Annotated in this window: 25 protein-coding genes; 11 read left to right on the top strand and 14 right to left on the bottom strand. The window is 69.2% G+C overall.

The features are described from left to right. Positions 1–5: 5 nt before the first annotated feature. Positions 6–1,469: a PspC domain-containing protein gene (locus V9G19_RS22635; protein ID WP_462287653.1), complete on the bottom strand. Its 1,464-nt coding sequence runs from the start codon at positions 1,467–1,469 to the stop codon at positions 6–8. Positions 1,470–1,594: 125 nt separating this feature from the next. Here V9G19_RS22635 and V9G19_RS22630 point away from each other — a divergent pair, with 125 nt between their 5' ends. From V9G19_RS22630 to V9G19_RS22620, 3 genes are read left to right on the top strand one after another with little or no spacing between them, the layout of a single operon-like run. Continuing rightward, complete coding sequence (locus tag V9G19_RS22630; protein WP_462287652.1) at positions 1,595–2,920, top strand: ATP-binding protein; 1,326 nt, start codon at positions 1,595–1,597, stop codon at positions 2,918–2,920. Next, positions 2,917–3,630, top strand: coding sequence for a LuxR C-terminal-related transcriptional regulator (locus tag V9G19_RS22625; RefSeq protein WP_462287651.1), 714 nt, complete (start codon positions 2,917–2,919; stop codon positions 3,628–3,630). The genes V9G19_RS22630 and V9G19_RS22625 overlap by 4 nt, the downstream gene beginning before the upstream one ends. A gap of 43 nt (positions 3,631–3,673) precedes the next feature. Further along, the gene (locus V9G19_RS22620) at positions 3,674–4,054 is read left to right on the top strand and encodes a hypothetical protein (RefSeq protein WP_462287650.1); all 381 of its coding nucleotides are present in this window, start codon (positions 3,674–3,676) and stop codon (positions 4,052–4,054) included. A 51-nt stretch (positions 4,055–4,105) separates the two neighbouring features. On the opposite strand, the gene V9G19_RS22615 is transcribed toward V9G19_RS22620, so the two are convergent. The 4 genes from V9G19_RS22615 to V9G19_RS22600 all read right to left on the bottom strand — a co-directional run bounded on the left by V9G19_RS22615 (position 4,106) and on the right by V9G19_RS22600 (position 9,396). Continuing rightward, positions 4,106–5,083 (bottom strand): quinone oxidoreductase family protein, encoded by a 978-nt coding sequence (locus V9G19_RS22615; RefSeq protein ID WP_462287649.1) that lies wholly within the window; start codon positions 5,081–5,083, stop codon positions 4,106–4,108. After that, positions 5,080–5,571 (bottom strand): N-acetyltransferase family protein, encoded by a 492-nt coding sequence (locus tag V9G19_RS22610; RefSeq protein ID WP_462287648.1) that lies wholly within the window; start codon positions 5,569–5,571, stop codon positions 5,080–5,082. The genes V9G19_RS22615 and V9G19_RS22610 overlap by 4 nt, the downstream gene beginning before the upstream one ends. Before the next feature lie 166 nt (positions 5,572–5,737). Beyond that, positions 5,738–7,231, bottom strand: a complete 1,494-nt coding sequence (locus V9G19_RS22605; RefSeq protein ID WP_462287647.1) for a DUF2786 domain-containing protein — start codon at positions 7,229–7,231, stop codon at positions 5,738–5,740. A 332-nt stretch (positions 7,232–7,563) separates the two neighbouring features. Next, a complete protein-coding gene (locus V9G19_RS22600) occupies positions 7,564–9,396 on the bottom strand; it encodes a hypothetical protein (RefSeq protein WP_462287646.1) in 1,833 nt (610 codons plus the stop codon). A gap of 270 nt (positions 9,397–9,666) precedes the next feature. Here V9G19_RS22600 and V9G19_RS22595 point away from each other — a divergent pair, with 270 nt between their 5' ends. The 5 genes from V9G19_RS22595 to hydA are packed head-to-tail and all read left to right on the top strand — an operon-like array spanning position 9,667 to position 16,373. Continuing rightward, positions 9,667–11,043, top strand: a complete 1,377-nt coding sequence (locus tag V9G19_RS22595; protein ID WP_462287645.1) for an NAD(P)-dependent oxidoreductase — start codon at positions 9,667–9,669, stop codon at positions 11,041–11,043. Beyond that, positions 11,036–12,415: an NAD-dependent dihydropyrimidine dehydrogenase subunit PreA gene (gene preA / locus V9G19_RS22590; protein ID WP_462287644.1), complete on the top strand. Its 1,380-nt coding sequence runs from the start codon at positions 11,036–11,038 to the stop codon at positions 12,413–12,415. Before V9G19_RS22595 ends, preA begins: the two co-directional genes overlap by 8 nt. A 30-nt stretch (positions 12,416–12,445) precedes the next feature. Then, the gene (locus tag V9G19_RS22585) at positions 12,446–14,074 is read left to right on the top strand and encodes an NCS1 family nucleobase:cation symporter-1 (protein WP_462287643.1); all 1,629 of its coding nucleotides are present in this window, start codon (positions 12,446–12,448) and stop codon (positions 14,072–14,074) included. After that, a complete protein-coding gene (locus V9G19_RS22580) occupies positions 14,071–14,922 on the top strand; it encodes a nitrilase-related carbon-nitrogen hydrolase (protein ID WP_462287642.1) in 852 nt (283 codons plus the stop codon). The genes V9G19_RS22585 and V9G19_RS22580 overlap by 4 nt, the downstream gene beginning before the upstream one ends. Positions 14,923–14,948: 26 nt before the next feature. Next, positions 14,949–16,373 carry a dihydropyrimidinase gene (hydA, locus tag V9G19_RS22575; RefSeq protein WP_462287641.1) on the top strand — a complete coding sequence of 475 codons (1,425 nt, stop codon included), beginning with the start codon at positions 14,949–14,951 and terminating at the stop codon, positions 16,371–16,373. Positions 16,374–16,423: 50 nt separating this feature from the next. On the opposite strand, the gene V9G19_RS22570 is transcribed toward hydA, so the two are convergent. After that, positions 16,424–17,392 carry a hypothetical protein gene (locus tag V9G19_RS22570; protein WP_462287640.1) on the bottom strand — a complete coding sequence of 323 codons (969 nt, stop codon included), beginning with the start codon at positions 17,390–17,392 and terminating at the stop codon, positions 16,424–16,426. Between the two features lie 45 nt (positions 17,393–17,437). Here V9G19_RS22570 and V9G19_RS22565 point away from each other — a divergent pair, with 45 nt between their 5' ends. After that, positions 17,438–17,719 carry an MFS transporter gene (locus V9G19_RS22565; protein ID WP_462287639.1) on the top strand — a complete coding sequence of 94 codons (282 nt, stop codon included), beginning with the start codon at positions 17,438–17,440 and terminating at the stop codon, positions 17,717–17,719. A gap of 92 nt (positions 17,720–17,811) precedes the next feature. On the opposite strand, the gene V9G19_RS22560 is transcribed toward V9G19_RS22565, so the two are convergent. From V9G19_RS22560 to V9G19_RS22545, 4 genes are read right to left on the bottom strand one after another with little or no spacing between them, the layout of a single operon-like run. Then, positions 17,812–18,723, bottom strand: coding sequence for a glycoside hydrolase family 16 protein (locus V9G19_RS22560; RefSeq protein WP_462287638.1), 912 nt, complete (start codon positions 18,721–18,723; stop codon positions 17,812–17,814). Continuing rightward, positions 18,720–19,259, bottom strand: coding sequence for a sigma factor-like helix-turn-helix DNA-binding protein (locus V9G19_RS22555; RefSeq protein ID WP_462288099.1), 540 nt, complete (start codon positions 19,257–19,259; stop codon positions 18,720–18,722). The genes V9G19_RS22560 and V9G19_RS22555 overlap by 4 nt, the downstream gene beginning before the upstream one ends. Beyond that, on the bottom strand, positions 19,201–19,596 hold the full coding sequence (locus tag V9G19_RS22550) for a sigma factor (protein ID WP_462287637.1): 396 nt from the start codon (positions 19,594–19,596) through the stop codon (positions 19,201–19,203). The genes V9G19_RS22555 and V9G19_RS22550 overlap by 59 nt, the downstream gene beginning before the upstream one ends. A gap of 11 nt (positions 19,597–19,607) precedes the next feature. After that, a complete protein-coding gene (locus V9G19_RS22545) occupies positions 19,608–19,940 on the bottom strand; it encodes a VOC family protein (RefSeq protein WP_462287636.1) in 333 nt (110 codons plus the stop codon). Between the two features lie 206 nt (positions 19,941–20,146). Here V9G19_RS22545 and V9G19_RS22540 point away from each other — a divergent pair, with 206 nt between their 5' ends. Next, positions 20,147–20,986 carry a class II glutamine amidotransferase gene (locus V9G19_RS22540; protein WP_462287635.1) on the top strand — a complete coding sequence of 280 codons (840 nt, stop codon included), beginning with the start codon at positions 20,147–20,149 and terminating at the stop codon, positions 20,984–20,986. A 72-nt stretch (positions 20,987–21,058) separates the two neighbouring features. Here the strand turns inward: V9G19_RS22540 and V9G19_RS22535 are convergent, their stop codons facing one another. After that, positions 21,059–22,093, bottom strand: a complete 1,035-nt coding sequence (locus V9G19_RS22535; RefSeq protein WP_462287634.1) for a cation diffusion facilitator family transporter — start codon at positions 22,091–22,093, stop codon at positions 21,059–21,061. Positions 22,094–22,427: 334 nt separating this feature from the next. On the opposite strand from V9G19_RS22535, the gene V9G19_RS22530 reads away from it, so the two are divergent. Then, entirely contained in the window at positions 22,428–22,718 is a 291-nt protein-coding gene (locus V9G19_RS22530; protein WP_462287633.1) for a hypothetical protein, read from the top strand. Here the strand turns inward: V9G19_RS22530 and V9G19_RS22525 are convergent. The 3 genes from V9G19_RS22525 to V9G19_RS22515 all read right to left on the bottom strand — a co-directional run. Continuing rightward, complete coding sequence (locus V9G19_RS22525) at positions 22,656–24,044, bottom strand: hypothetical protein (RefSeq protein WP_462287632.1); 1,389 nt, start codon at positions 24,042–24,044, stop codon at positions 22,656–22,658. The two genes, V9G19_RS22530 and V9G19_RS22525, sit on opposite strands and share 63 nt — an antisense overlap. A 124-nt stretch (positions 24,045–24,168) precedes the next feature. Further along, a complete protein-coding gene (locus V9G19_RS22520) occupies positions 24,169–24,879 on the bottom strand; it encodes an ExeA family protein (protein ID WP_462286564.1) in 711 nt (236 codons plus the stop codon). Next, positions 24,834–25,989: DDE-type integrase/transposase/recombinase (locus tag V9G19_RS22515; protein WP_462287631.1), on the bottom strand; the 1,156-nt coding region annotated here is incomplete at its 5' end. The genes V9G19_RS22515 and V9G19_RS22520, both read right to left, overlap by 46 nt.

Genomic DNA, 25,989 nt, shown 5'->3' with positions numbered 1-25,989 from the left:
GGCGATCACTTCCTCGTGACGGCGACTTCGCCGCCGGTGACGGTCGCCGTGACGACCACGTCGGGCTCGCCGCTGCCATAGGTGCGCGATAGGTGCACGTCATTGCCGCCAGTGTCGGCGCGGCGGTTGCCGACCGTGTCGTTCTCGCTGACGTTGCCCCATCGGATCGTGCTGTCCACCTGCACCGTCAGATCCTTGGGGATGAGGATCGAGAGCTGGCCGAAGGCGACGTGGGCGCCGATCCGGGGCGGTTGGCCGCTGGCGTGCTGGGGGAAACGGGCCAGGTCGAGCACGGCGTCTCCCGCGCCCAGCCGGTAGTCCGCCGGCGCGTTGGTCGTCGGTGCCCACGTCCGCTCTCCGGCGCCATCGCGCCACACGTCCGAGCCGCTGGCCGCATTGGCGCCGCAGGCGATGGCCAGGGGAAAGGCAACCAGGGCGACCAGACCGCCGCGCCGACCCCGGCTGCCGGCGACGATGAGAACCAGCGCGAGCGCCGCCAGCGCTGCCGCCAGACCGACGGGGGTGGCGCTGCCATCGGCGCCGCTCGCGCGGTGCACCAAAACGGCGATTCCGTATGCCGCGAGTGCGGCCCCCAGCCCGGCCAGCGTGCCGACCACGCCGAGCCGCCGGTGCCGGGGGCGGACGGCGACTGGCCGAGCCGGCCCGGCCGGTTGGGCCCACGGTGAGGGCTGGGACGGCGCCGCCGGCGGGGTCGCTGGCTGGGACGACAGCCACGACGCTCCGGTCGGGGACGCTGCGGGTGCCCACTGCTGCGCGAAGGGGACCGGGCCGGGGCCGGCAGGCGGCGCCGGGACCGGGATGAGCACGGGAGGGCCGACCGGATCGGCGACGGGCGGGCCATCTTGCGGGGCTGACTGCCCGGTGGCAGGGACTGTCCCGGGAGCCGGGACGCTCGTGCCCGCAGGTGGCGGGGGCGGCGCGGCCGTTGCCCCCCGATGGCCGGGCGCGCGCCTGCCCGCGAACGATCTCCCGAATCGATGGCCTCGTCCGGCGCCGTGCGCGCACCCTCTCTTAAGGAGGCCACCCTTGAAGTAATAGAGCAACGCGACCCCGATGAGCACCGGGATCACCGGAACGGGGGACCAGGAGCCGAAGCTGTCGATACCGCCAAAGGCCGCGCCGATCCCCAGGACCGTCAGCGCGCCGAGCAAAACCAGCAGGATCACCGAGTTGGTGCCCTGGGCGCGCGCCCGGGCGATCGGGGACGGCTGATCCGGTGCCGGGAGCAGCAGGTAGGCGGCGCCGTAGGCGACGACGCCGAGGCCGGTGAGCAGGCTGAGGGTGATCGTCGCGACCCGAACGACCACCGGGTCGATGTCGAAGCGAGCGGCAATTCCGGAGCAGATCCCGGCGACCCAACGGTCGTCGGCGCGGCGGGTGATGCCCACGTCGGCGACAGCGTCAAGCACCTGATCGACGATGGCGTCCGGGGCGGGAGATGACGTCATACCGACGATCCTCCCTGGCTCGCGTGCCGGCGCCCATGCGGGTCGACCCTGAGGCCCCCCGGAAGCCGCCCCCAAATCCCCTCGCGGATGACGTGTTCGGAGCGGCCGTGGGTCAGACTTGAGGTGTGCCCACACCCTACGAGATCGCCGTCGCCCCGCCGCGGCGGATGGTCCGCCCGCTGGAGGGGCGCCAGGTCGCTGGCGTGTGCGCCGGTCTCGCCGAGCACGTCGGCACCCAGACGCGTGTCGTGCGCATCGCCATGCTCGTTCTGGCTGCCCTCGGGCCGGGCGTGCTCGCCTACGCGATGCTCTGGGCGTTGACCCCCGAGGCGGACGATCTCCCGGCGGGCGCGTCGCCACCTGCCGGCGCGGCAACGAAGGCCGGCGGCGAGGGCACGCCCGGCGGCGAAGGCGCGGCCAGTGACCCTCGCTCCTCCAGCCGGAGCAGCGTCGGCTCGAGCGGCGGGGCAACCGCTATCCCGCGGCCAATCGTCCCGGAGGGCGGCTCGCTGGTCCTCGTCGGTGCGCTGCTGGCCCTCGGCGGGCTTGCCCTGCTCGGTCAGCGAGCGGGCCTCGATCTGCGGCTGGGCGTGCTGCTCCCTCTGCTGGTGATCGCGGTGGGCGCGGTCATCGGACTCTCCCAACTCGACGCCGCGCGGCGCAACCGCTGGTTGGCCGGCTCGGGCTGGCAGGCGGTGTTGCGGCTCGGCGTCGGGGTCGCCGTGACCGCGGCCGGTGGTGTCGCCCTGGTCACGCGCGACGCGCCGCTGCGTCAGACGTGGGACATCGTCATCGCGGTGCTCGTCGTCCTCCTCGGCACCGCCTTGCTCGTCGCGCCGTGGGCGATCCGCGTGCTAGGCGAGCTGCGGGCGGAGCAGGCCGCACGTGCCCGCGCCGACGAGCGGGCCGACATGGCGGCCCACCTGCACGACTCCGTGCTGCAGACACTGGCGCTGATCCAACGGCAATCGAGCGACGCCACCCGGGTGGCGACCTTGGCGCGGGCGCAGGAACGCGAGCTGCGCAGCTGGCTGTATGGCGGCGGGGCCGCCGCGGCCACGACCCTCTCCGGCGCGCTCGCCGAGGTGATCGACGAGGTCGAGGCGGCGCACGGCATACCGGTCGATCTGGTGATCACCGGCGAACGCCAGATGGACGATCCGGCACAGGCGCTCGTGCGCGCGCTCGGGGAGGCCCTCGCCAACGCCGTCCGGCACGGTAGGCCCCCCGTCTCGGTCTATGTCGAGGCCGGGCCGGAAGGCGTGGAGGCGTTCGTGCGTGATCACGGCGCGGGCATCGACCTGGACGCGATCCCCGAGGACCGGCTCGGCGTGCGCGAGTCGATCATCGGCCGGATGAAGCGGCACGGCGGGCAGGCCCAGCTGCGGGTGCGCGATCCGGGCACGGAGTGGATCTTGACCCTGCCGCCCCCCGAAGGAGAACCGACATGACGACACCCCAGCAGCCCCAGCCGAATCCCGAGGTGGGACCGATCCGCGTCGTCGTCGTCGACGACCATCGCCTGTTCCGCACTGGCGTCAGGGCTGAGCTGACCGAGGTCGCGGGGGGTGGCCTCGACCTGGTCGCCGAGGCCGCCGATGTCGACGAGGCGATCGTCGCCATTCGGCGAGAGCTGCCGGATGTCGTGCTGCTCGATGTCCACCTGCCCGGCGGCAACGGCCGCGGTGGCGTCGACGTGCTCGCCGGGTGCGTCGCCGTCGACAGCCAGCGGGGGCGACCGGTGCGCTTCCTGGCCCTGTCGGTCTCGGATGCCGCCGAGGACGTGATCGCGGTGATCCGCGCCGGCGCCCGCGGTTATGTCACCAAGACGATCACCGGCACCGACCTCTATCGCGCGATCGTGCGCGTCGCCGACGGGGACGCGGTGTTCAGCCCCCGGCTGGCCGGGTTCGTCCTGGACGCCTTCGGTGCGGCGGCCGGCGAGATCGCCGAGGTCGATGAGGAACTCGACCGGCTCTCGGCGCGGGAGCGCGAGGTGATGCGGCTGATCGCGCGCGGCTACCAGTACAAGGAGGTCGCCAAGGAGCTATTCATCTCGGTCAAGACCGTCGAGACCCATGTCTCCTCGGTGCTGCGCAAGCTGCAGCTGTCCTCGCGGCACGAACTGACCGCCTGGGCAATGGGCCGCAAGCTGGTCTGATCCGGTGCCATCCTCGGCCGGGTCGACCGTTTAAGGTTTCGGCGTGGAGGTAGTTCAAAACGCCCTGGTCCTGGCCCATTTGATCGGTATGGCGTGCATCGTCGGTGGCTGGATCAGCCTGCGCGCCCGGGGTGTGGAGTCCGGCCGCGGCCTGTCCGTCGTCGTCTGGGGCGCGCGGGTGCAGATCCTGACCGGGCTGGTCATCGTGGCCCTGAAGGAATCCCAGGACCAGCCGCTCAACCACGCCAAGATCGGCGTCAAACTGGCCGTGGCCCTTGCCTGCGGCGCGTGCGCCGAGATGGCCGCGGCCCGGGCCCGCCGCGGCAGCAACGATGGTCGGCTGATCGACTACGCGGGCGTCCTCGGCATCCTCAACACCGCGGTCGCCGCGCTCTGGGAGGTCGAGTCGGTCACCGCCCACTGACACCACCCGTCCGCGTCGCGCACCACCCCGATCGGGGCAGCAGCTCCCCGATCAGGGCAGCAGCAGGAGTTTGCCGGTCGTGGCGCGCCCCTCCAATGCCTCGTATGCCGCGGCCGCCTCGGCCAGCGGCCAGCGGCCGCCGATCTCCAGCTCGATCGACCCGGCCGCCAGGGCGCCGAGGATCTCCTCGCCTCGCCAGAGCAACTCCTCGCGGGTCGCCATGTAGTGGCCCAGGGTCGGGCGGGTCAAGAAGACCGACCCGGCGGCGTTGAGCCGCTGGATGTCGAACGGCGGGACCTGGCCGCTGGCCCCGCCGAAAAGGACAAGCATGCCGCGCGGTCGCAAGCTCGCGAGCGAGGCGTCGAAGGTCGCCTTGCCGACGCCGTCATAGGCGACGTGCACACCCTGCCCCTCGCTCGCATCGCGGATCGCCGCGGCCAGGTCGTCGGTGCGGGCGTAGTCGATCAGGTGGTGTGCGCCGAGCCGCCCGGCGATGGTCAGCTTCTCGGGGCTGCCGGCGGTGGCGATGACCGTCGCCCCCTTAGCGGTGATGAGCTGGACGAGCAGCTGCCCGACCCCACCGGCGGCCGCGTGGACGAGGGCGACATCGCCGGGCTGGACGGCATAGGTCGAGTTGACCAGGTAGTGGGCCGTCATCCCCTGCAGCATCGCGGCGGCGGCCACGGGCACGTCGAGGCCATCGGGCACCGGGACCGTTTTGGCGGCCGGGACATTGGCCAGGCCGGCCATTGCGTTCGGCAGCATCGCCCACGCAAGCCGGTCACCGACCTGGGCCTTGGCACCCTCGCCGACCGCGACGACCTCGCCGGCGCCTTCGAGGCCGAGGGTGAACGGCGTCGGGATCGGATAGACACCCTGGCGCTGATACACGTCGATGAAGTTGACCCCAGCGGCGGCCACGGCGACCTGGACCTGGCCGGGACCGGGATCGGGGACGTCGACCTCGCGGACCTGCAGGACCTCCGGGCCGCCGTTCTCGGTGACGGTCAGCGCAGTCGTCGTGGTCATCGTGCTCCTCCCAAGCGGGTCAGCGTGGCGCCGTCAACCCGGTAGTCGATCCAGTCGTCCATCGGCGTCGCGCCGAGGCCGTCGTAGAAGTCAATGGATGGCGTGTTCCACCGCAGCACCCACCATTCCAGACGGCGGTAGCCGCGGTCGACGCAGATCTCGGCCAATGTGGTGAGCAGGGCCTTGCCGAGCCCGAGGCCGCCGTAGGCGGGGTCGACATAGAGATCCTCCAGGTGGATTCCCGGTTTGCCGGTCCAGGTCGAAAAGCTGAGGAACCACACCGCCATCCCGACGACCTCGCCCTCCACCTCGGCCACGTGCGCATGCGCTGTCGGCGCGCCCTGCGCCGGGAAGAGCGCCGCAGCGAAGTCATCCCGGCTCGCCTCGACCGCGTCCGGCTCGCGTTCATACCTCGCCAGATCACGGACGAGTTGGAGGATCGCGGCGGTATCCGCTGGACGGGCACGACGGATGCGCGGGTCGGGCATGGCTCGACCCTAGTGCCGGGTCGGCGCATCCACCGAGGATCCCGCGCCCGCCACGGCCTCCCGCATTCTCCCGCCCGTGAGTGGGGTGACGTCGGAACGACGTCACCTGCGACACCGACGGTTTGCCGCGCGCCCGCCCGCGCGCGCCCGCCCGCGCGCGGGCGTCTCAGCGCTCGACTTGAGCTCCCGCGAACAACTTGGCCTGATCGGCGGCGCGCACCCCGGCGGTCCAGCCAGCGGCATTCGTCGGCCGGCTGGAGCGGCGCAACACCACGCTGGGGAAGAGTTCGTGAAGCGCCGCGTCCACCTCCTCCCGCCGCTCATTGAGGACAAGGACGACGTCCCGGCCCGGCCCCGCCGGCCGGACCCCACCTGCGTCCGCTCCGTCGGCGCGCGACGGCAAGCCCGCCTCCGCCCGGGCGCGCTCTTGGGCGGCAGCGGTCTCGGCTGCGGTGACCTCGGCCAGCCGCTGCCCGATCCGATAGGCAAAGGCGGTCAGGAAGGCGTTGCGGAAGGAGCGGGTGCGGGAGGTGCCCTGGACCCCGACCTGACGACCGTGCTCGGCCAAGGCGGTCGTCGCCTGCACCAACAACGACGTGAACAGCGTCTCGACCGCGAGCAAATCGCCCTCGAAGCCGACAACCGTGACGAACCCCAGCGCCTCCGACCACACCGTCCGGCAGCGGTTGGCATCGGCGACCGCATTGAGCAGTGCCACCTTTGGCGCCTCAAAGGGCCGGTCGATGCCGATCCGGATGGCGATCGCCCCGTCACCCCCGGGCGCCGTCGCGGCCAACATCGCGGCATCGATGCTGTGCCGGGCCATGAGCTGTTGGGCGGCGGCCGTGAACGTCTCTGCCTCGGCTTCATAGGGCGTCGCCTCGGCCTTGGCCAAGAAGGCGCGCACCCGGCTGAGGATCCGGTCATCGATCGCCGGACCACTGCGACGCGGCTGGGCGCTCCCGGGCAGCGGGTCGATCGCTTCGAGGCCCGGCAGCCGCCGCAGCAGCGAGAGCGCCTCGAGAGCGGCGGCAAGCACGGCTGGGAAACCGCCCGGGGTGCGGGACGCTCGTGCCGACAGGTGATCGCTGTCGCGGGACCACCAGATGCTCACCTCGTGCTCACGCAGTTGCCCGGGCCAGCGCGGTGCGATCGTGACCGCGGCATAACGGCCAAGTTCGTGGGCGATCGCGTCACCGACGACATCGGGACCCGGGGCGTGCAGCCGGCGCCCGGCCACGCGCAGCAGGTCGGCCGGCTGCCAGCCGTGCTGCCAGACCCAGTCCACCTCGGCCGCCAGCAACTCCACCACCGTCCCCGCCACAAGCCGGCGCCCGGACTCGCTGGCTCCGCGCGCACACAGCCGGTCGAACGCCGCGCTCCCGCTGACCGGTGCCCCGAATTGTGCGACCTGCATGGCGGCGTCGATCGCCGCACGCACGTGGCCGCGCGGGCTCGGCGGGGGCGGTGGTGGTGGCGCGGCGGCCGCGAAGCTGCCCTCGGCTGCCCAGGCCGGCTCCGATCCGGCCGGACCGTAGCTCGAGCCGAAGCCCGCGCCGGGCATCCACGACCCGGCTGGCGCGCCCGCTCGCTGCCCGCTGCGTGCCTTGGCCCGCTCCCGAGCTCGCGCCGCGCGGCGTTGTTGGTTGTTGCGTCCCATCGGATATCCCCCATCCTCGGCGCGGCCCCGGTGGGTTGCGCGCCGTGCTCGTCGGCTTCTTGGGGACAAGGCTGCCCGAGGCCACCGACAACCGCTCGCCGGCGCGCCGCCGAGGGTCTCGACAAAGGGGGCCGTCCTGCAGGGGGTGCCGTATACCTCACTTGGTGCAGGTCACCCTCCCGCTGGCGCGTGTCGCCGTCCTGCAGAAAGTGGGGTATACCTCACCCGGTGCAGGACACCCTCCCGAACTGGGGGTCGGCCGTGTCAGCCGGCGAGCCAGGCGGCTCCGTCGAGCCGCTCATGGAAACGCGACCCGTCGGGCGCGGTCACGCTCAGGCGCACGTCGACCGGCGCGCCGCGGGGACCGGTGGGCACGTCGAGAACGAAGTCGAAGCGGCCGTCACCGCGGCGCACGAGCAGGGGCCGGCCGAGGCGGCCGGGCGGCATACGCGATCTCCAAGCGCACCTGGGCGCCGTCGCCAAGGGCCGAACCCCCGTAGCGTCCCAGGAACAAAGAGCCGGATCGGCGGCCGGCGGCCAGGCGACCGGTCGAATGCTGCCGGCAGCCGGTAGTCGGCCGTGATCGCCGGGAGGAGCCGGCAGGCGGTCAGCGGACACTCCGTTCCGGTCGGCGCCGCCTGGGCGGCAGCGACCGGGACCGACCACGTTGCCACCGCCCGAGACGTGCGGCCGCCGATGATGCGTCTGGCGTCGGTGCGGGTGGACAGCACGCGGGTGCCCTCGGGATAGCCGACCGGGTCGATGGCGACGTCGGTGCCGGACGCTAGCTCCGCGCCGTCGGCGGCGATCGTCCACCGCGGCACCGGATAGGGCGGCCCGTAGTCGGACACCCCGATATGGCTCGGGTCGGTGTCCGACAGCGGCGCCGCCCGGAAGAGCACCTGACCGGCTCCGGCACAAGCCGGACAGACCGCGGAATCGCTCAACCGATCGGCGCGCTCGCTCAGGCGTTGGTGCAGCGGCCACCGGCCCCACGCCTCCCGCCCGGCTGTGCCTGGCGACAATTGGGTGCGCGGGCCCTCGAAAATGCCGATCACCTGCGGCGGCTCATCGGTGACCTGCTGGACGTAGCTGCCGCCCTGAGTGATGGTGGGACCGGCGCTCTCGTAATGAATGATCCGTCCCGGCCGGCGAACCGGGGTAGTCAGTGCCCAGCCGCCGCCGTCGGCCATGACCAGTCGGTTGACCTCACCGGTGGGCATCGTCGCCGGGCCGGCGTAGTCGGCGACGACGGTCGCCGTGTTGGCCGCTGTGGAGCGGAACGTGATCGGCGACCTCGGCACCGAGCCCGGCCGGACGAACGTCAGGTCGTAGGCGTAGCGCTGCGGCGTCCGGGGCGGTGAATCGTGATGCTCCTGACGCCGCACGCTGATCTCGCCGCGGCGCGTTTTTGGCACCGGGGTCAGCAGAATGGTTGCCGGCGCGTCCACGCCGACGGAGAAGATCATCGTGAATGGCTGGCCCGACGCGGTGGGGGCGCTGCGCGCCAGGTCGGTCACCTGGGCGCCCACAACCGCGGGGCGGGGGAGCACGGTCTGCACGGGCGTGGTCGCGGTGCGCAAGTCCAAGGACAGCTGCGTGGGCTCAGCCACCCGGAGATCGGGGGTCATCCCGAGCGCGAACCGGCTCCGGTCGCCAGCGCCGGTCATCAGGACGTAATGATCGCCGCGGGGCACGCTCACCTTGGCTCGCCCGGCGACGACGCGCACGAGACCGAGGTACTTGTCGGCATCGTCGACGTTCACGACGGCCGCCGTCCCGGTGAACGGGGCTCCGGACATGTCGGTGACCTGCACGGTGAGCGTGACCATCGGCCATCGCCCCACCGGCGGCGCGCTCGTGGCGGGGGTGGCGGCTGGTCCGCCGACGGCATACCGAGAAAGGGTCTGCGGGGTAACCGCGCTGAAGGCGCTGGCCGGAATGACATAGGCCCGATCGCGCATCCGGATCGCGAAGAAGCTGCCGAGGTCGCCGTTCTGGGTCAAGGCCAAGGCGCCGCCCGGCATTCGGCTCGCCCGCGTCGTAGACGCTGTCGTCGTCCGGGTTGCCTTTGACACAACCGCTGGGGCCCGGGTCGCGGCGGGCAGCAGCCCCACAGCTGCGGCGATGACGACGGCAAGGGATCGGCGGGTGAGTCGGATCATTACATCCCCTCCTATGCGTATACCGGGTATATCAGACTTCCTCGGGCCAGACAACATCGGGCGAGCGCGTTCGCGCGTGGAATGTGCTCGGCGCAAATTCTCCTGGCCGATGGCCATTGTGTGCGCCCGGTCGCCTCGCTAGGGTCACGGCATGAACCAGCGGACTCCGTCCCCCGATCTCGGCTCTCCGCGAACCCGCTGACGCGGCAAACAGATTCGACTCAGCGCACCGGCACACGAACGAGGCCGCCCGCCTCGGGAGGGATCTGCATGACCGACCTTGCCGACCGCCCGGGCCTGGCCACACCACTGGCCGAGCACCTTGCGCCTTACTCCGCCAACGAGGCGGTGATGGAGGCCGAGCGCTGCCTCTACTGCTTCGACGCGCCCTGTATGCACGCCTGCCCCACGCACATCGACATCCCGGCGTTCATCCGCAAGATTGCGAGCGGCAACGTCCGCGGGTCGGGGATGACGATCCTCGACAGCAACCTGCTTGGGGCGACCTGCGCGCGGGTCTGCCCGGTCGAGGAATTGTGCGAGGGCGCGTGCGTGCTCAACCACGCCGACAAGCCGATCACGATCGGTCGGCTGCAGCGCTACGCCACAGACCATCTCGCCCGGGTCGCTCCTGATCCGTATGCCGCTGGCCCCGCCACCGGCCGCCGCGTCCTCGTCGTGGGCTCGGGTCCGGCGGGCCTGAGCGCGGCGGGTGAACTCGCCAAATGTGGTCACGCCGTGACGATCTGGGAGCGCGGTGAGCTTGCGGGTGGCTTGTCGACCTATGGGATCATCCCGCTCCGGGAGCCCATCGAGGTGGCCCTCGGTGAGGTCGCGATGATCGAGCGTCTCGGGGTCGAGGTGATGACCGAGACGGCGCTCGCCGAGCCTGCCGCCCTCGATGCGGCTCTCGGTGACTTCGACGCCGTCTTCCTCGCCACCGGCCTCGGCGCGGTGCCGCGGATGGACGTCGCTGGCGACGAGCACACCCGGGACGGCCTGGTCTATATCGCCCAGGCCAAGCTCAACCAGCCCGACCCCGCCGACGCCGCCGCGAAACACGTCGTCGTCATCGGTGCCGGCAACACCGCGATCGACGCAGCGACGGTTGCCGTCCGCCGCGGGGCGAAGACCACGATCGTCTACCGGCGCACCGCGGCCGAGATGCCCGCCTACCAGCACGAGTACGAGTTCGCGCTGCGCGAGGGCATCGACTTCTCCTTCCTCACCCAACCGGTCGAAGTGCTCACCGACGGCGAGCGTGTCGTCGGAATCCGTTGCGTCGCGATGCAACTCGGTGAGCCGGACGCATCCGGCCGTCGCCGGCCGGAGCCGATCGAGGGGTCTGAGTCGGTCATTGCGTGCGATCTCGTGGTTCGCGCCATCGGCCAGGACGGCTACACCGGCGACAGCGACTTCGGACTTGCTCTCGAGCGCGGCTACCTCGGTGTCGACGCCGAGCTGCGGACCAGCCGGGATCGGGTGTGGGCCGGCGGCGACGCGATCCGCGCGCGCGGCGCGGCCAGCACGGTGATGGCGGTCCAGGACGGCAAGAAGGCCGCCGCCGCGATCGATCGATTCCTCCAGTCCGGCAGCGACACCGGCAGTGAATCCGGCAGCGCGACAAGGGGAGCGGACCATGGCTGACCTGACGACAACCTTCTGCGGGATCACCTCGCCCAACCCGTTTTGGCTGGCGTCGGCGCCGCCGAGCAACTCCGGCTATCAGGTCAACAAGGCCTTCGAGGCGGGCTGGGGCGGCGCCGTCTGGAAGACCATCGGGCCGCCGGTGCTCAATATCTCCAACCGCTACGGCAGCTTGACCGTCGACGGCAAGCGGCTGCTCGCGATCAATAACGTCGAGCTGATCTCGGACCGCCCACTCGACGTCAACCTCAAGGAGATCGCCGAGGTCAAACGCAACTGGCCGGACCGGGCCGTTATCGTCTCGGCGATGGTGGACGCCGACCCCAAGGCGTGGGAGACGATCATCCGGCAGATCGAGGACACCGGCGCGGACGGCATCGAACTCAACTATGGCTGCCCCCAAGGGATGTCGGAGCGGGGGATGGGGTCCGCCGTCGGCCAGGTGCCGGAGATGTGCGAACTCAACACCCAGTGGGCCACCTCGGTCGCCTCGATCCCGGTCATCGTCAAGCTCACCCCCAATGTCACCGACATCAAGGCCTCCGCGCACGCAGCGCTCGCCGGCGGGGCGGACGCGCTCAGCCTGATCAACACGATCAACAGCATCACCAAGGTCGATCTCGACACCTTCTCGATCAGCCCCACCATCGGCGGCCGCGGCACCCATGGCGGATATGCCGGCCCGGCCGTCAAGCCAATTGCACTGCACATGCTCTCGGAGCTGATGACCGACCCGACCGTGCTCGCCGCCAAGGCGCCGATCAGCGGAATCGGGGGCATCGTGACCTGGAAGGACGGCGCCGAGTTCCTGCTGCTTGGCGCGGCATCGCTGCAGATCTGCACCGGCGCAATGCATTATGGCTTCCGGATCATCGATGACCTGGTCGACGGGTTGTCGAACTGGATGGACGACAAGGGATTCGCGAGCATCGAGGACGTGCGCGGAAGGGCGCTGTCCGGAGTCAGCACCTTCGGCCAACTCGACCTGTCCTACCAAGCCGTCGCCCGGATCGATCAGGACACGTGCATCGGGTGCGACCTGTGCTGGAAGGCATGCGAAGACACCGCGCACCAGTGCATCGATCTCGTCGACGCCTCCGGAGCGGTCGTCCAGCCCGGTTATGACCCCGACGTCAACGGCAAGGCCGTCGCCGTTGGACGGCCCAAACCAGTTGTGCGCGAGTCCGACTGCGTCGGGTGCGCCCTGTGCGCCAATGTGTGCCCGGTCGACGGATGCATCTCGATGGTCTCCATTGACAGTGGCCGTGACCCGGTGACCTGGGATCAGTTGCAGGCCGGAAACCCGGCCGTAACGACCGATTGGGAGGCTATGGAGGCCTACCGCTCCGACGTGGGCATCGACATCCACTGATTTGTTGCAGCAAGAGAACGGACCCCTTGCATGACCGATTCTTCCGCTACGGGCGCCACAGCGGCCGGCGATCTCGACCTCACGGCTCACGGCCACGAGGTGGCGCCCGGTCTCTACAACGAGGACCTCCGCCCGATCCACCCGGTCCACCGGACGTGGAACCAACGGGCCTATTTGACCCTGTGGGTGGCGATGTGCATGAACGCCGCCACCTGGACCCTGGCCGCCTCCCTCATCGCCTTGGGCATGGACTGGATCCAGGCCCTGTTCACGATCGTGCTCGCGAACCTGATCGTCCTCATCCCGATGCTCCTCAACAGCCACGCCGGCGCCAAGCACGGGATCAGCTTTCCCGTGTTCGCCCGCGCGGCATACGGCGTGCGCGGCGCCAACCTGCCCGCCGTCATGCGTGGCCTGGTCGCGTGTGGCTGGTTCGGCATCCAAACCTGGTTCGGCGGCCTGGCCCTCAACCTCGCGCTGGGAGCGTTGATCGGCTCCTCGTGGCAGAACGCGTCGACGGTCAATCTCGGGTTCTTCGGGACGCTGCCGTGGACGACCCTGCTCTGCTACCTCGTCTGCGTCGTCGTCCAGCTCGCCATCATCATCCGCGGGTTCGACTCGCTGCGGAAGTTCCAGGCCTTCGCCGCGCCGTTGGTGCTCGGCTCGGTGGCCGTGATGATCGTGTGCCTCCTGTTCATGACCAAGGGCAACCTCGGGCCGGTGCTCAACGAGCCGTCGTCACTCGGCTGGGGACACGATTTCTGGGTCAAGGCCTTCCCGCCGAGCCTGATGGCCAATATCGCCTTCTGGTCGACGCTGTCGCTCAACATGCCCGACTTCACCCGGTTCGCCGAGAACCAGGCCGCGCAGCGCCGCGGCCAGACCTGGGGCCTGCCGACGACCATGCTCCTGGTCTCCTTCATGGCGGTGCTGACCACCTCGCTGGCCGCCCAGCACTACGGTGTCGAGCCGGCTGCGTTGTGGAACCCCGACCAGCTGGTCAGTCGCTTCGGCAGCCGGATTGCCGTCGTCATCGGCGCTCTGGTCATCGTCGTGTCCAGCTTCCAGACCAACACCGCGGCCAACCTGGTCAGCCCGGCGCTCGACTTCTCCAACGCCCTGCCGAAGCTGATCAACTTCCGCACCGGAGCGATCATCGCCGCCGTCATCGGCACCCTCTTCCTCCCGTGGAAGCTGCTCGCCAGCCCGGAGGCCTACGTCTTCGTCTGGCTCGGCTTCTATGGCGGCATCCTCGGCGCCGTCGGTGGCGTACTGGTCGGCGACTACTGGCTGCGCCGCAAGACCCACCTGCGGGTCCCGCATCTGTTTCGCTACCGCGGGGACTACCACTATGCCGGCGGCTGGCACCCGCGCGCGGTGATCGCGACCATCCTCGGCGGCTTCTTCGCCGTCGGCGGGGCCTATTCCGCCGTCGGTGCCGACGGCCACAAGACCGGGCCCTTCCCCGCCGACGGGATGATCCCCTTCCTCAAACCGCTCTACGACTACAACTGGGTGGTCTCCTTCCTCGTTGGCATGATCGCCTACTGGCTGCTGACGTTGAGCGAGCGCACGCCCTACGAGACCGAGCCCTTCGACGCGCTGCACACGCGCGCAACGGATTTCGATAACCCAACCAAGGAGGACAGCACGCCATGAGCACCGTCCGGGTCGCCCTGACCCAGCAGAAGTGGACCGGTGACAAGGAGTCGATGATCGAGAAGCACGTCGGCCTGATGCGTCAGGCGGCGGAGCAGGGCGCTTCGATCATCTGCTTCCAGGAACTCTTCTTCGGCCCCTACTTCGGCGTTGTCCAGGACCGCAAGTACTACGACTATGCCGAGCAGGTGCCCGGCCCGACGACCGAACGCTTCCAGGAACTCGCCAAGGAACTCGGCATGGTCGTCGTCCTGCCCGTCTATGAGGAGGAGAACACCGGCGTCCTCTACAACACCGCCGCCGTGATCGATGCCGACGGCAGCTACCTCGGCAAGTACCGCAAGAACCACATCCCGCACGTCGACCGGTTCTGGGAGAAGTTCTACTTCCGGCCCGGCAACCTCGGCTGGCCGGTCTTCGAGACCAAGGTCGGCAAGGTCGGCGTGACCATCTGTTATGACCGGCACTTCCCGGAGGGCTGGCGCATGCTCGGCCTCGCCGGCGCCGAGATCGTCTTCAACCCCAACGCCTCCAAGCCGGGCCTGTCCAACCGCCTCTGGGAGCTGGAGCAGCCGGCCGCGGCCGGCGCCAACGGCTACTTCGTCTGCGTCCCCAACCGGGTCGGCGCCGAAGTGGACGAATTCGGGGCGGAGAACTCCGTCGACTTCTACGGCACGTCGTATGTCGTTGACCCCAAGGGCAATTTCGTCGGGGAGAAGGGCAGCCAGACCGAGGAAGAGCTGCTCATCCGCGATATCGACATGGACGAGGTGCGCAGCACCCGCTACGACTGGCAGTTCTACCGCGACCGCCGGCCGGATGCCTACGGCCTGATCACGGCCCCCTGACGCAGGAAAGAAGGACTCAGCAACTCATGGCAACGACGCTCATCACGGGCGGGACGGTTATTTCGTCGACCGGCCGCGCCCAGGCCGATGTCCTCATCGACGGCGAGCAGGTCGCCGCGCTGCTCGCGCCGGGGACCACCGCCTTCGGCGTGGACAATCTCCAGGCCGCCGTCGACAAGGTGATCGACGCGACGGGGAAGTACGTCATCCCCGGCGGGATCGATCCGCATACCCATATGCAGATGCCCTTCGGCGGCACCGAGGCCTGCGACACCTTCGAGACCGGAACCCGGGCCGCCGCCTGGGGCGGGACGACGACCATCATCGACTTCGCCATCCAGCGCTACGGCGAGAAGGTGATGGACGGCCTCGCCCAATGGCACGAGTGGGCCGACGGCAACTGCGCCATCGACTACGGCTTCCACCAGATCATCGGCGGCATCGACGACGACTCGCTCGCCGTGATGAAGGAGCTCCCGGACGAGGGCGTGACCAGCTTCAAGCTGTTCATGGCCTATCCGGGCGTCTTCTACAGCGACGACGCCCAGATCCTCAAGGCGATGCAGGTCGGCGCCGAGACCGGGATGATGACGATGATGCACGCCGAGAACGGCCCGGTCATCGACGTCCTCGCCCAGCAACTCGCCGACGAGGGCAAGCTCGCGCCCTACTACCACGGCATCGCCCGGGTCTGGCAGATGGAGGAAGAAGCCACCCACCGCGCGATCATGCTCGCCGACGTCACCAAGGCCCCGCTGTATGTCGTGCACGTCTCGGCCAAGCAGGCCGTCGCCCAGATCGCCGCCGCCCGCTCGCGTGGACAGAACGTCTTCGGCGAGACCTGCCCGCAGTACCTCTATCTATCGTTGGAGGAGCAGCTCGGCGCGCCGGGCTTCGAGGGGGCGAAGTGGGTCTGCTCGACGCCGCTGCGGGCTCGCGCCGAGGATCACCAGAACCAGTTGTGGCGCGGGTTGCGGACCAACGAGCTGAGCCTGGTCTCGACCGACCATTGCCCGTTCTGCTTCAAGGGGCAAAAGGAGATGGGCAAGGACGATTTCCGCGCCATTCCCAACGGGATCGGCTCGGTCGAGCACCGCGTCGACCTGCTCTACCAGGGCGTGGTCGAGGGCCGGATCACGCTCGAGCGCTGGGTGGAATTGGTCTCGACCACGGCGGCCCGCATGTTCGGCCTCTACGGCAAGAAGGGCGTCATCGCCCCGGGCGCGGACGCCGACATCGTCGTCTACGACCCGAACGGGCATACCTCCATCGGGCTGGAGAAGACCCACCACATGAACATGGATCACTCGGCCTGGGAGGGCTTCGAGATCGACGGCCACGTCGACACGGTGCTCTCCCGGGGCGCGGTGCTGATCGAGAACGATCAGTATGTCGGCGCCAAGGGCCACGGCCAGTTCCTCAAGCGCGGCCTGAGCAGCTATCTGATGTGACCAACCCGCGCCTGGGCGCGTCTGGGCGCGTCTGGCAATCGTGGGATGACTCAGTCGCGCCACGGCTCCAGGAGCTTTTCGAGATAGAAGAGCGGGCCATCCGCCCATTCGCCCTGCTCCTCGACGGTGGCGTCCGCGAGCGCGAGTGACCAGGTGAGCGAGCGGTTCACGGGCAGGGTCTCCATCACGGCAGCGAACGCCTCGTCCAGCTCGGCCGGGCTCGCGAGGTCGCTCCACGCCTCGGCATACACCGCGAAGGCGCGTTCGTATGGCAGTCCGCTGTGCCGCAGCCACGCCCACACCTGGACGAGGGTTTCGGGCGCCGACGCCCATTGAGCGTCGCCGAAATCGAAGAGCCGCAAGCCATCCGGAGTGTCGAAGAAGTTCCCCGGGTGCAGGTCACCGTGGTTGAGCGTGCCCGGGAAGGGGCCTGCGCGCAAGACCTCGACGGCTCGCTCGATCGTCGGCCGATGGCCGAGCAGCCGCGCGCGTAGGTCGGTGCCCAGATGGGCGGGATGGCCGTGGGGGAGCGCGGACAGTCGGTCCAGCTGATGGTCGAAGCGCGCGAGGATCGTGTCGGGCCGGCAGTCGGGCAATCCGGTTGCGAGCATTGTTTCGGTATGCCGCACCAGCCGCCGCTGCAGGTCCGCCGCGACTTCCACGACCGCGCACCATTGTTCGAGCGTGGGGTCGGCGTCGCCGGTCATCGTCGGGCCGCGATCGCGCGTCAGCAGCCACCCGTGGGCGGCGTCGGCGGCGATCGGCGCGTCGATCTCGTCGGGGACCAGCCCGGCCAATTCGGCGTGCAGCGCGGCCTCGTGGCGCAGGTCGGAACAGTTGGCCTTGAACCAGACCCGTCCGTCCGCCACGGGGACGATCAGTTGCGTCGACCACGGGCGGACCCGAGGCTGCTCGGGTAGGCCGGTTCGCGGCATACCGATTCTTTGAAGGCTCGAGTCGATCCACGCCGTGGCCTGGGCGAGCCATTCCGGCGTGGTCACCTCTTCGACAAACGTCATCGCGACCGACCATGCCGGCCCTGGTCAACGACCTCGCGACCGACCATGCCGGCCCTGGTCAACGACCTCGCGCCCGATCACCTGCGCGGCCGCTACAACGCGGCCAGTTCGGCGGCCTTCCAGGTGCCGAGCGTGATCGCGCCTCCGTTCGCGGGGTTCCTCATCGGCCATCACCTGGCCGGGGTTTACATCACGAGCCTGGTCGTCGGTGGCCTGGTGCTCGTCTGGCTGGCGCTGCGGCTCGAGCGCGGCCTGCCGGCCCACGTCAACGGCCTGACCATGAGCGCCGACCGGGCCCGGGACAGCGAGCCCAGTTGGAGCGACTAACCCAGGTCGCGACCTGGCCACCTGGGGTTGACCGCGCCGTGACCTTGTTTGACGGTGGCCAGCCGAGTCGATGGGGTTGCGGGTGGCCGAGTTCAGGGCGCGATCGTGGCGGCAATTCGGGTCCGGTCGATCCACGCGGTGACCGGATGCGTCGGTGGCAGGAGCGCCCCGGGATGTCCCGGGGGTGCCCAGGTGCTCGTGTGCCAGACGTTGGTGAGGAAGGCGGCCTTGGTCTGGGGGATCCGAGATCGGGGGCCACGGTAGTCCCACAGCGTGATCGTCCGGCCGCCGGCCACCACCTGGAAGACGACGCGGTCGGCCGCCCAGCGGATGACGTAGTCGTAGTAGGCCGCCGAGGAGTCGAAGCCGCCGACACCGGCGATCGACTTCGGCATGTTCTCAGGCCCGGTCAGAGGGACGCTTGTGTCCCAGTTCGTGTAGTAGCGCGTTTCGAGGATGCGGCCGGTGCGCAGGTTAACCATCCGAGTGACACGACGCTGGGCGCTGTCGGATTCGCGGTAGTCCGTCCAGATCGACACGGTCACGATCTCGGGGCGGGCACAGAGCACCTCGATGTCCAGCTCGCTGTTGTCGGTCAGGCCGTCGCCGTCGAGTTCGGACCCGTCGTTGCCATACGTGAAATTGCCCGTGACGATGCCGGCGTTGGGCTGATCGGCGCAGTTCGGCGTGCGGAGGCGGTTGGTGAACACCCCGAAGAGGTACTTCTGCGGCGATTGCAGCTCGGAGCCCCAGGCCGGGCCGGGCCGGCGGGAGCCGAACCGCAAGGTGGCCGCCTTGCCGTCAATCGCCGCCGGGTCGACCACCCCCGACGTCACCGCGCCGCCGGCGCGGCTCTTGGTCGTGAACCCGCGGAACCCGGGGCCGGCCCAATGGAAGACCTGAGCCGATCCGGGTGCCGTCGAAGCCGAAGGAATGCCCGCTGCGCCCGCGAGGGTGAGCACGGCGAGCCCGATCAGGACAGGTCGAGGCGAGCGCGCGGTCATACGGCAATTGTTGCAGCCGCGAGCCGCTCCGGGTCGGCGACCACGTCGATCCGGGTGATCTGCCCCTCGACGATCACGAAGGTGAGCAGGATCGCCAACTGCCCGCCCGGCGCCATCACCAGCCCCGGCCGACCGTCGATGAGGGCCACCTCGCTCACCGCCGCGCGGTCGGCCGAATAGAGCGCGCCCATCGAGACCTTGGCGACCCCGACAAGATGGTTGGGCCGGCCATTGGACATCGCCTGCGCATCGGCAGTCAGCTCGACGTCGGGATGCAGCAACGCGACCAGCGTCGGCAGATCACCGGCCTTGATCGCGTCCAGATAGGCCTGCACGACCCGCCGGTCGCCCTCGACATCGGGTGCGTCCAGGTCTTGTCCGCGGACCTTGCGTCGTGCCCGGGAGGCCAACTGCCGCGACGTGTCCGAACTCTTCCCCAGCACCTGGGCGATCTGGTCGAAGGGCAGATCGAACATGTCATGCAACACGAACGCGAGCCGCTCGTCCGGCGAGAGCGTCTCGAGCACGACGAGCATCGCCAGCCCGACGGATTCGGCGAGAACGGCCTCTTCCTCCGGTGTCCGCAGCGGCACCACGGGAGCAATCGGCTCGATCGGTTCGTCTGGGGGAGTGAGGGTTTCGGGTCGCGCGGCGCGAGCGCGCAGCATACTCAAACTGACGCGGGCCACGATCGTGGTCAGCCACGCGGGCGGGTTCTCGATCTCGTCGCCCGTATGCCCGGCTCGCCCGCAGCCAGGCCTCCTGCACCGCATCCTCGGCGTCGGGTGCCGAGCCGAGGATGCGGTAGGCGACGGAGTGCAACTGGAAGCGATGACGCTCGAAACGCTCGGTGAGCCAATCGCTTTCACTCACTGGTGGGCCCTTCAGGCCGTGATCAGGCCGATGGAGTTGCCGTTGGTGGAGAGCACGGCGAGCGTGACTCCGGGCGCGACCTCCATGGGCGGCTGGGTCACCGTGGCACCGGCGGCTGCAAGCGTGGCGAGCGAGCCTTCGACGTCGGCGGTGGCCCAGAACGGCGTGGCCCCCGACATGCCCTGCTGTGCGCCGCCGGGGTTCAGCGCGATCTCCAAGCCGTCGACGTTGTAGCCGACGTAGTACTCCGTGTCCGTATGCGGCTCGACCCCGAAGAGGGCGGTGAAGACGGCCTTCGCGGCTGCCAGGTCGGTGACGGGGTAGTTGATATTGGCCAGGGCCATGACGATCTCCTTGGTGGCGACGGTATGCGGGGGGACGGCCTCGATTGGTCCGTCACCAGCTATGACGCACCCTAGCCAGCAGATGTGACATCCCCTGGCACGCGATCATCGGTGCAGGACTTGTCGTGCTGCACCGTGGACTGAAGGGGTGACCACCTGTGTGTCGATGGTTGGCGTATCTCGGCTCACCGATCCCAATCGAGGACGTGCTGGTCAAACCCGACCACTCGCTGCTGGATCAAAGTCTGCTGGCGCGGGAGCTGTACTTGCCTAGTTACCCGATCGCCGCCCAATTCCGACATCACGCCTTTCCCACAAACGGCGACGGTTTCGGGATGGCCTGGGTGGGCCGGGAGGGACGACTGGGACAATTCCGCCAGCTCACCCCGGCGTGGGACAGCCAGAACCTGCGCCACCTTGCCGCGCACATCGTCTCCGGCTGCTTCTTGGCCCACGTCCGGGCCGCACCCGGCGGGACGATCGCCGAGCAGAACTGCCATCCGTTCGTCCAGGACGGCTGGATGTTCCAGCACAACGGGGAGATCAACGGTTTCGGGCGGCTGAAACGTGACCTGACGATGGACGTGCACCCGGACCTGTATCCGTCGATCCTCGGCAACGGCGACACCGAGGTGTGCTTCTTCCTCGCGCTCACCTATGGGCTCGCCGACGATCCCGTGGCCGGTATGACACGGATGGTCCACCGGGTGGAGCGGGCCCGCCGCGAGCGAGGGATCCCCGAACCGTTCCGAGCGACCATGTGCGCTTCCGACGGCACCCGCCTGGTGGTGCTTCGCTGGGTCAGCCCGGACGCGCCGGCCGGTGCAGCGCCCAGCCTGTTTCACTCGGCCGGCGCCATCACCTTGCATTCCCACGCCGGCGAGGACGACCTGCTACCGGCAGATGCGCAGGTCGTTGTCTCCGAACCCCTCGAGTTGCGCTGGAACCGGCGCACCTGGCATGAGATCCCGGACGCCGTGATCGGGGTGTTCCAACCCGGGCAGCAGCCGGTCTTCACCAGCTTGTCGGTATCTCCCTCCGAGTGAGTTCGGGCCGTCGACCCGGGGCCGCGCCGGCCACTCACGCCGGGGACCGATCCCGGCCGATCCGGCCGGGAGTTAGCCGCGGCGCAGATACCAGTCGGGAAGCCGTTCGGGCCGCAGATCGGTGCGGTCGCCGGGGGCGGTGAGGCTCAGGACCGCGCGCTGGATCATCGGCGTCTTATCGAGCGCGTCCTCGGCCGCCTGGAGCCGGGCAGCGACCTGGTCCTCGGGGAGATTGCCCACGAGGTCGACGGCGGCGACGAGGAAGAGCCGGTCGGGTCCGACCCATTCCAGGTGCAGGAAGCTGATCCGTTGGATGTCCGGATTGTCCAGGAGGGCGGTCAGTGCGCGATGCCGGGCGAGGGGCGTCGCGGCCTCCCCGACGAGGAAGTCCATATTCCGGCCGATGAGGAAGATTGCCACCACGCCGAGCAGGACGCCGAGGGCAATCGACCCAATCCCGTCCCAGAGGGGGTTGCCGGTGAGCTGGTGCAGCAGCATGGCGAGCCCCGCCAAGGCGATGCCGATCAGGGCGGAGGCGTCCTCGGCGACCACGGCCCGCAGCATCGGGTTGGACGTCAGCTGCAGGTAGCGCCAGGGCGAAACCCGGCGCCACGTCGCCTCCCGCCGGGTCTGCCGCATACCCTGAAGAAAGGAGGTCCCCTCCAAGGCGAAGGCGACGGCCAGTACGGCATACCCCCAGGTGTAGGACTCCGACTCCGCCGGTGCCGACAGCGACGAGGCGCCGTGCCAGATGGCCGCGACCGCGCCGACGACGAACAGTCCGAACGCGGCGATCATCGACCAGATATAGCTCGCGCGGCCGTAACCCAACGGGTGCTCCGCGTCGGGCGGGCGCCCCGAGCGGCGCTCCCCCAGCAGCAGGAAGACCTCGTTTCCGGTGTCGGCCCAGGAGTGGAAGGCCTCGGCGAGCAGGGCCGCCGAGCCGGAGATCAGCGCGGCGCCGGTCTTTGCGATCGCGATGAGCAGGTTGACGACGAGCGCGAGCAGGACCGTGACCAGGCTCCCGCTGGACGGCGCGGCAGCCGTTGAGGGCCCGGGGCTTTGCGTCCCATCGGGCCCGACGCTGGTGTAGTCGTCAGTCGTCATCGCGCTCCTCACCCTAGGGCTGGGAACCCTAGCCGCGATCCACTAGCGCGGATTTCCAGGTGGCCGGTTGACCTCAATACCTGAGCGAGGCGGATTGATCGGGTGCGGATGGAAACCACGCTGCAGGTCAGGCCCATCGCGGGATCCCGCTACGCCCACGTGGGAGTCGATAGTTGTGTCGGTCATGCTGTCATGCACCGTCCCGGTGTGTGAACTGCTGATCAAGAAGTGACGTGCTCAGCGATACCAGACAGCCGAACTATCACCAGTACAGACGAATCCAGCTCCAGCGCGTCGCCCTCGTCGACAACAGATGATCTGACATCATCGGCATATGGCAGCGGAATCACCTCAACGACCTGGAGCGGAAGCGTTCACCGCGCCCGACCAGATCAACCAACGCCGCGACGAAGCGATCCGCGCCTACTACGTCGAGGGCCTGACCTACCAGCAGGCCGGCGACCGCTACGGCTACACCCGCTGGGCGATGATCGACCTGGTCCGCCAATACAAGGCCGGAAAGCTAACGCGGATTTCCATGCAGGGGGTTCGGCGCAAGGGGTTAGTCGAGTTGGTAGCTGATGGTTCGGTTGCCGAGCCAGGGGATGGGGGTGTTGGTGGGTAGCTGGGCGGCGCGGAGGACTGGGGTGTAGGCGCGGCGTTCGAGTCGGACGGTGATGGTCTGGCTGGTGGTGGTGATGGTGCCGGGGGTTTCGAGGAAGCGTCGTTGGATGACGTCCGGGGTGATGGTGGCGTAGCCGGGTAGGCGGGCGCGGAGCGCGGCGAGCAGGGCTTGGGCGAGCACGGTGAGCATGATGTCTAGGTCCACGTTGAGGTTGACGGTTGAGGATAGGGCGTCGGCGCAGAATGCGCGGATGATCTCGGCGAGACGTTGGTCGATGGTCATCCGGCGGGCGTATCGGCTGACCAGTTCGCGGGTGGTTGAGGTGGTGTCGTTGGTGATGATGACGGTGGGTGCTTCCCGGCCGAGGCCGGTGACGATGAGTTGCCGGACGGTGGCGGGGTAGTCGGTCAAGGTGGTGTGGGGGTCTTCGTGGACGCGGGGTTTGTTGTGCGGGCCGGGCCGGTCCAAGGTGATGGTCTTGTAGGCGGCTGTGGGTAGGGCGTTGATGTGCCGCAGCAGCGCGGGTGAGCGCATCCGCAGGGTCAGGAATTTCACGCCGCGGGCGTCGAGTTCGCCGAGGACGCGGTGGGTGGTGACTTTCTGGTCCATGATCAGCATGGCCGGGTCGTGGCCGCTGGCGCTGGCCCAGTGGTCGCAGAACGCGATGAGTTCGCGGGCTTGGGTGGCTTTGGAGGTGTCGGCGTTGGCGTAGACCAGGTTGTGGGTGTCGGTGTCCTGGGCGAAGAACGTCAGCACGGACCGGGCTCGTTGGGAACGCTTGGGCACGTAGTGCTTTTCCAGGACGGGGTCGTGGCCCCAATGCATGACGGCGTGGAAGTCCAAGTCGAAGATGGCCTGGTCACTGGTGGCCAGCCCGTGGGCGATCATGGTGGTGTCCAAGGCGGCTAGGAACCGTTGCTGGTGGTCGTGGGCTAGCCGGTAGGAGTAGCTGGTCAGCGCGGACTTCTTGGGCAGTGCGGCCATCCCGGTCAGTAGGGCGGCGGCCGGGTCGGCGATCAGGTCGTCGACGTGGGAGACCCGTCGGGTGCGGGTCAGTTTGAGGGCCAGCAGGGTCAGCACCCAGGAGATGGCGGGAATGATCCGGGTGCCGGGGTAGCCGGCCTGCTTGACTAGGTCGGGAAGGTCCAAGGTGGCTAGGTCGGGCAGCACCAGCAGCAGCCCGGCGCGGGTGGACTCGAGGCGTTCGGGCCAGGCCGACAGGTCGATGACTCGGGCGGGGGGCAGGTGGGTGTCGCGGCCTGGGGTGGCCGGGTTGATGCTGGCCTCGGGTTCGGGTCGTCGCAGGAGTTGTTGACCGTCGCTCATTCTGCGGATGGCGGCGTCATCGGGTTTGCCGATGGTCTGGGTGTGGAACGGCCCCGTCCGCGGTTGGCGGGCGGGGCCGTGGTCGGCGTGGTGACGGGGTGCTCGGCGTGGTGACGGGGGTTGGTTAGTCCGCGCCGGTTTCGGAGATCGCGATGCGGGCGGCTTTCTCGTCGACGATGTTGGTGTCTTTGGCGAATGCGGCCATCAGGGCGTTGACGGCGAGGTTGTTGATGGCGCGTGGGTATCCTCGGGAGGCGTTGTGGATCAGGGTGATCGCGTCGTTGCTGAAGAGGGTGTCGGTGCGTCCGGCGATCTTGACGTGGTGGGTGATGTAGTCGCTGGTTTCGTCGGGGGTCATCCCGGTGAGGGTGTATCGGACGGCGATGCGTTGGTCGAGGGCGGCGAGCACGCCGAGGCGGAGTCGTTGGCGCAGGGTGGGTTGTCCGACTAGCAGCGCGGCGAACGGGGCGCCGGAGTCCATGCCGTGGTTGGTCATCATGCGGACGGCTTCGAGTTGGGGGTTGTCGAGCAGGTGTGCTTCGTCGAAGACCAGGACGGGGGTGCGGCCGCGTTCGGCGTGTTCGGCGGCGAGGGCCTCGGCGGCTTGGGGGACCAGGGTGGCGGTGTAGAAGGTGGGGGTTTGCCCGAGGGCGGAGGTGATGTGGTGCAGCATGCCGCGGACGCCGACGGAGGGGTTGGGCAGGTAGATGACCACGTGTCGGGAGGTGTCCAGGGCGGCGGTGGCGGCGCGGATGGCGACGGTCTTGCCGGCGCCGACCTCGCCGGTGATCACCCCGAGGGCGTGTTGGCTGATGCACCAGTCGATGCGGGCCATGGCCTCGGCGTGCCCGGCGTGGCGGTGCAGCATCGAGGGGGCCAGGGACCGGCCGAACGGCATGGCCGTGAATCCCCAGTAGGATTGCAGGCGTTGGATACTCCCCGGGCCGCGTCCTGCCGCGAGGTGGTGTCGGTGAGCATTTCATCGAGGGACAGTTGCCCGGGGATCTGCTCGGTGGTGGCTTCGGGGCTGTTGGCGTAGAGGGCGTGGAAGCCGATCCGTTCGTCGTCGGCGACGTGGGTGTGGTGGGTGTCGGTGAGCAGGTTCAGGTAGTTGATCCCGGTCGTGGCGGGGGCTGGTTCGGGGGTCTCGGGTCGGGCCTTGGGGTGGGTGTGTCGGGTGATCACGTGTGGGACGGCTTGGCCGTAGGAGCGTCCGCTGTGGCGGACCTCGATCTGTTCGAGGTTGAACGGGGAGAAGACGAGTTCGACCTTGCGTCCGACCAGGGCGGGTTCGACCTGGTAGGTGTTGCCGTGCAGGCTGATGGTGGCGGTCTTGGTGACGGTGCGCAGCTGGGACCATAAGAACGCCTCGGTCAACGCGTCCGCGGCTGGCATGGTCGGGCCGTGCCCGGCGGCCTGCCAGCCGTCGTTCCAGCGGGTCAGTGGGCTCTGACCGGTTTCGGAGTGCACCTGGTGGTGATAGAGCGACTCGACCCAGGCGGTGAACTGCGCGTTCAGTTCCAGCAGCGCCGCCGCGGCGGTGGTGGCCTGTTCGGCCAGGTCGGCGGCGCTGGTGTCGGGGACCTCGACGAGGAACTGCTCGCGTACGGTGCGGAAAAATCGTTCGATTTTGCCTTTGCCTTGGGGTCGGTGTGGGGTGGCGTGGATCAGCCGGATACCGAGCTTGGCGCAGGCTCGCAGCAGCCACGCATCGACGTAGGCCGAGCCGTTGTCGACATAGCAGGCGCCGGGCACCCCGCGGCAGGCCAACGCGCGCTCCAAGGCGACGGCCAGTCGGATCACGTCCTCGGCGAACCCGAACCGGTAGCCGACCACCAGGCGGGAGTGATCGTCCAAGAAGGCGAACAGGTAGGTCTTGCGCCCGCCGATCTTCGGCCCGTGCAACGCGTCCCCGACCCACCGCTGGTTCGGCGCGTCGGCCTCG

This window comes from Nostocoides sp., assembly GCF_037045025.1.
GTDB lineage: Bacteria > Actinomycetota > Actinomycetes > Actinomycetales > Dermatophilaceae > Nostocoides_A.
The sequence above is the reverse complement of the archived record's forward strand: the minus strand, read 5'-3'. Positions and strand labels throughout refer to the sequence as shown.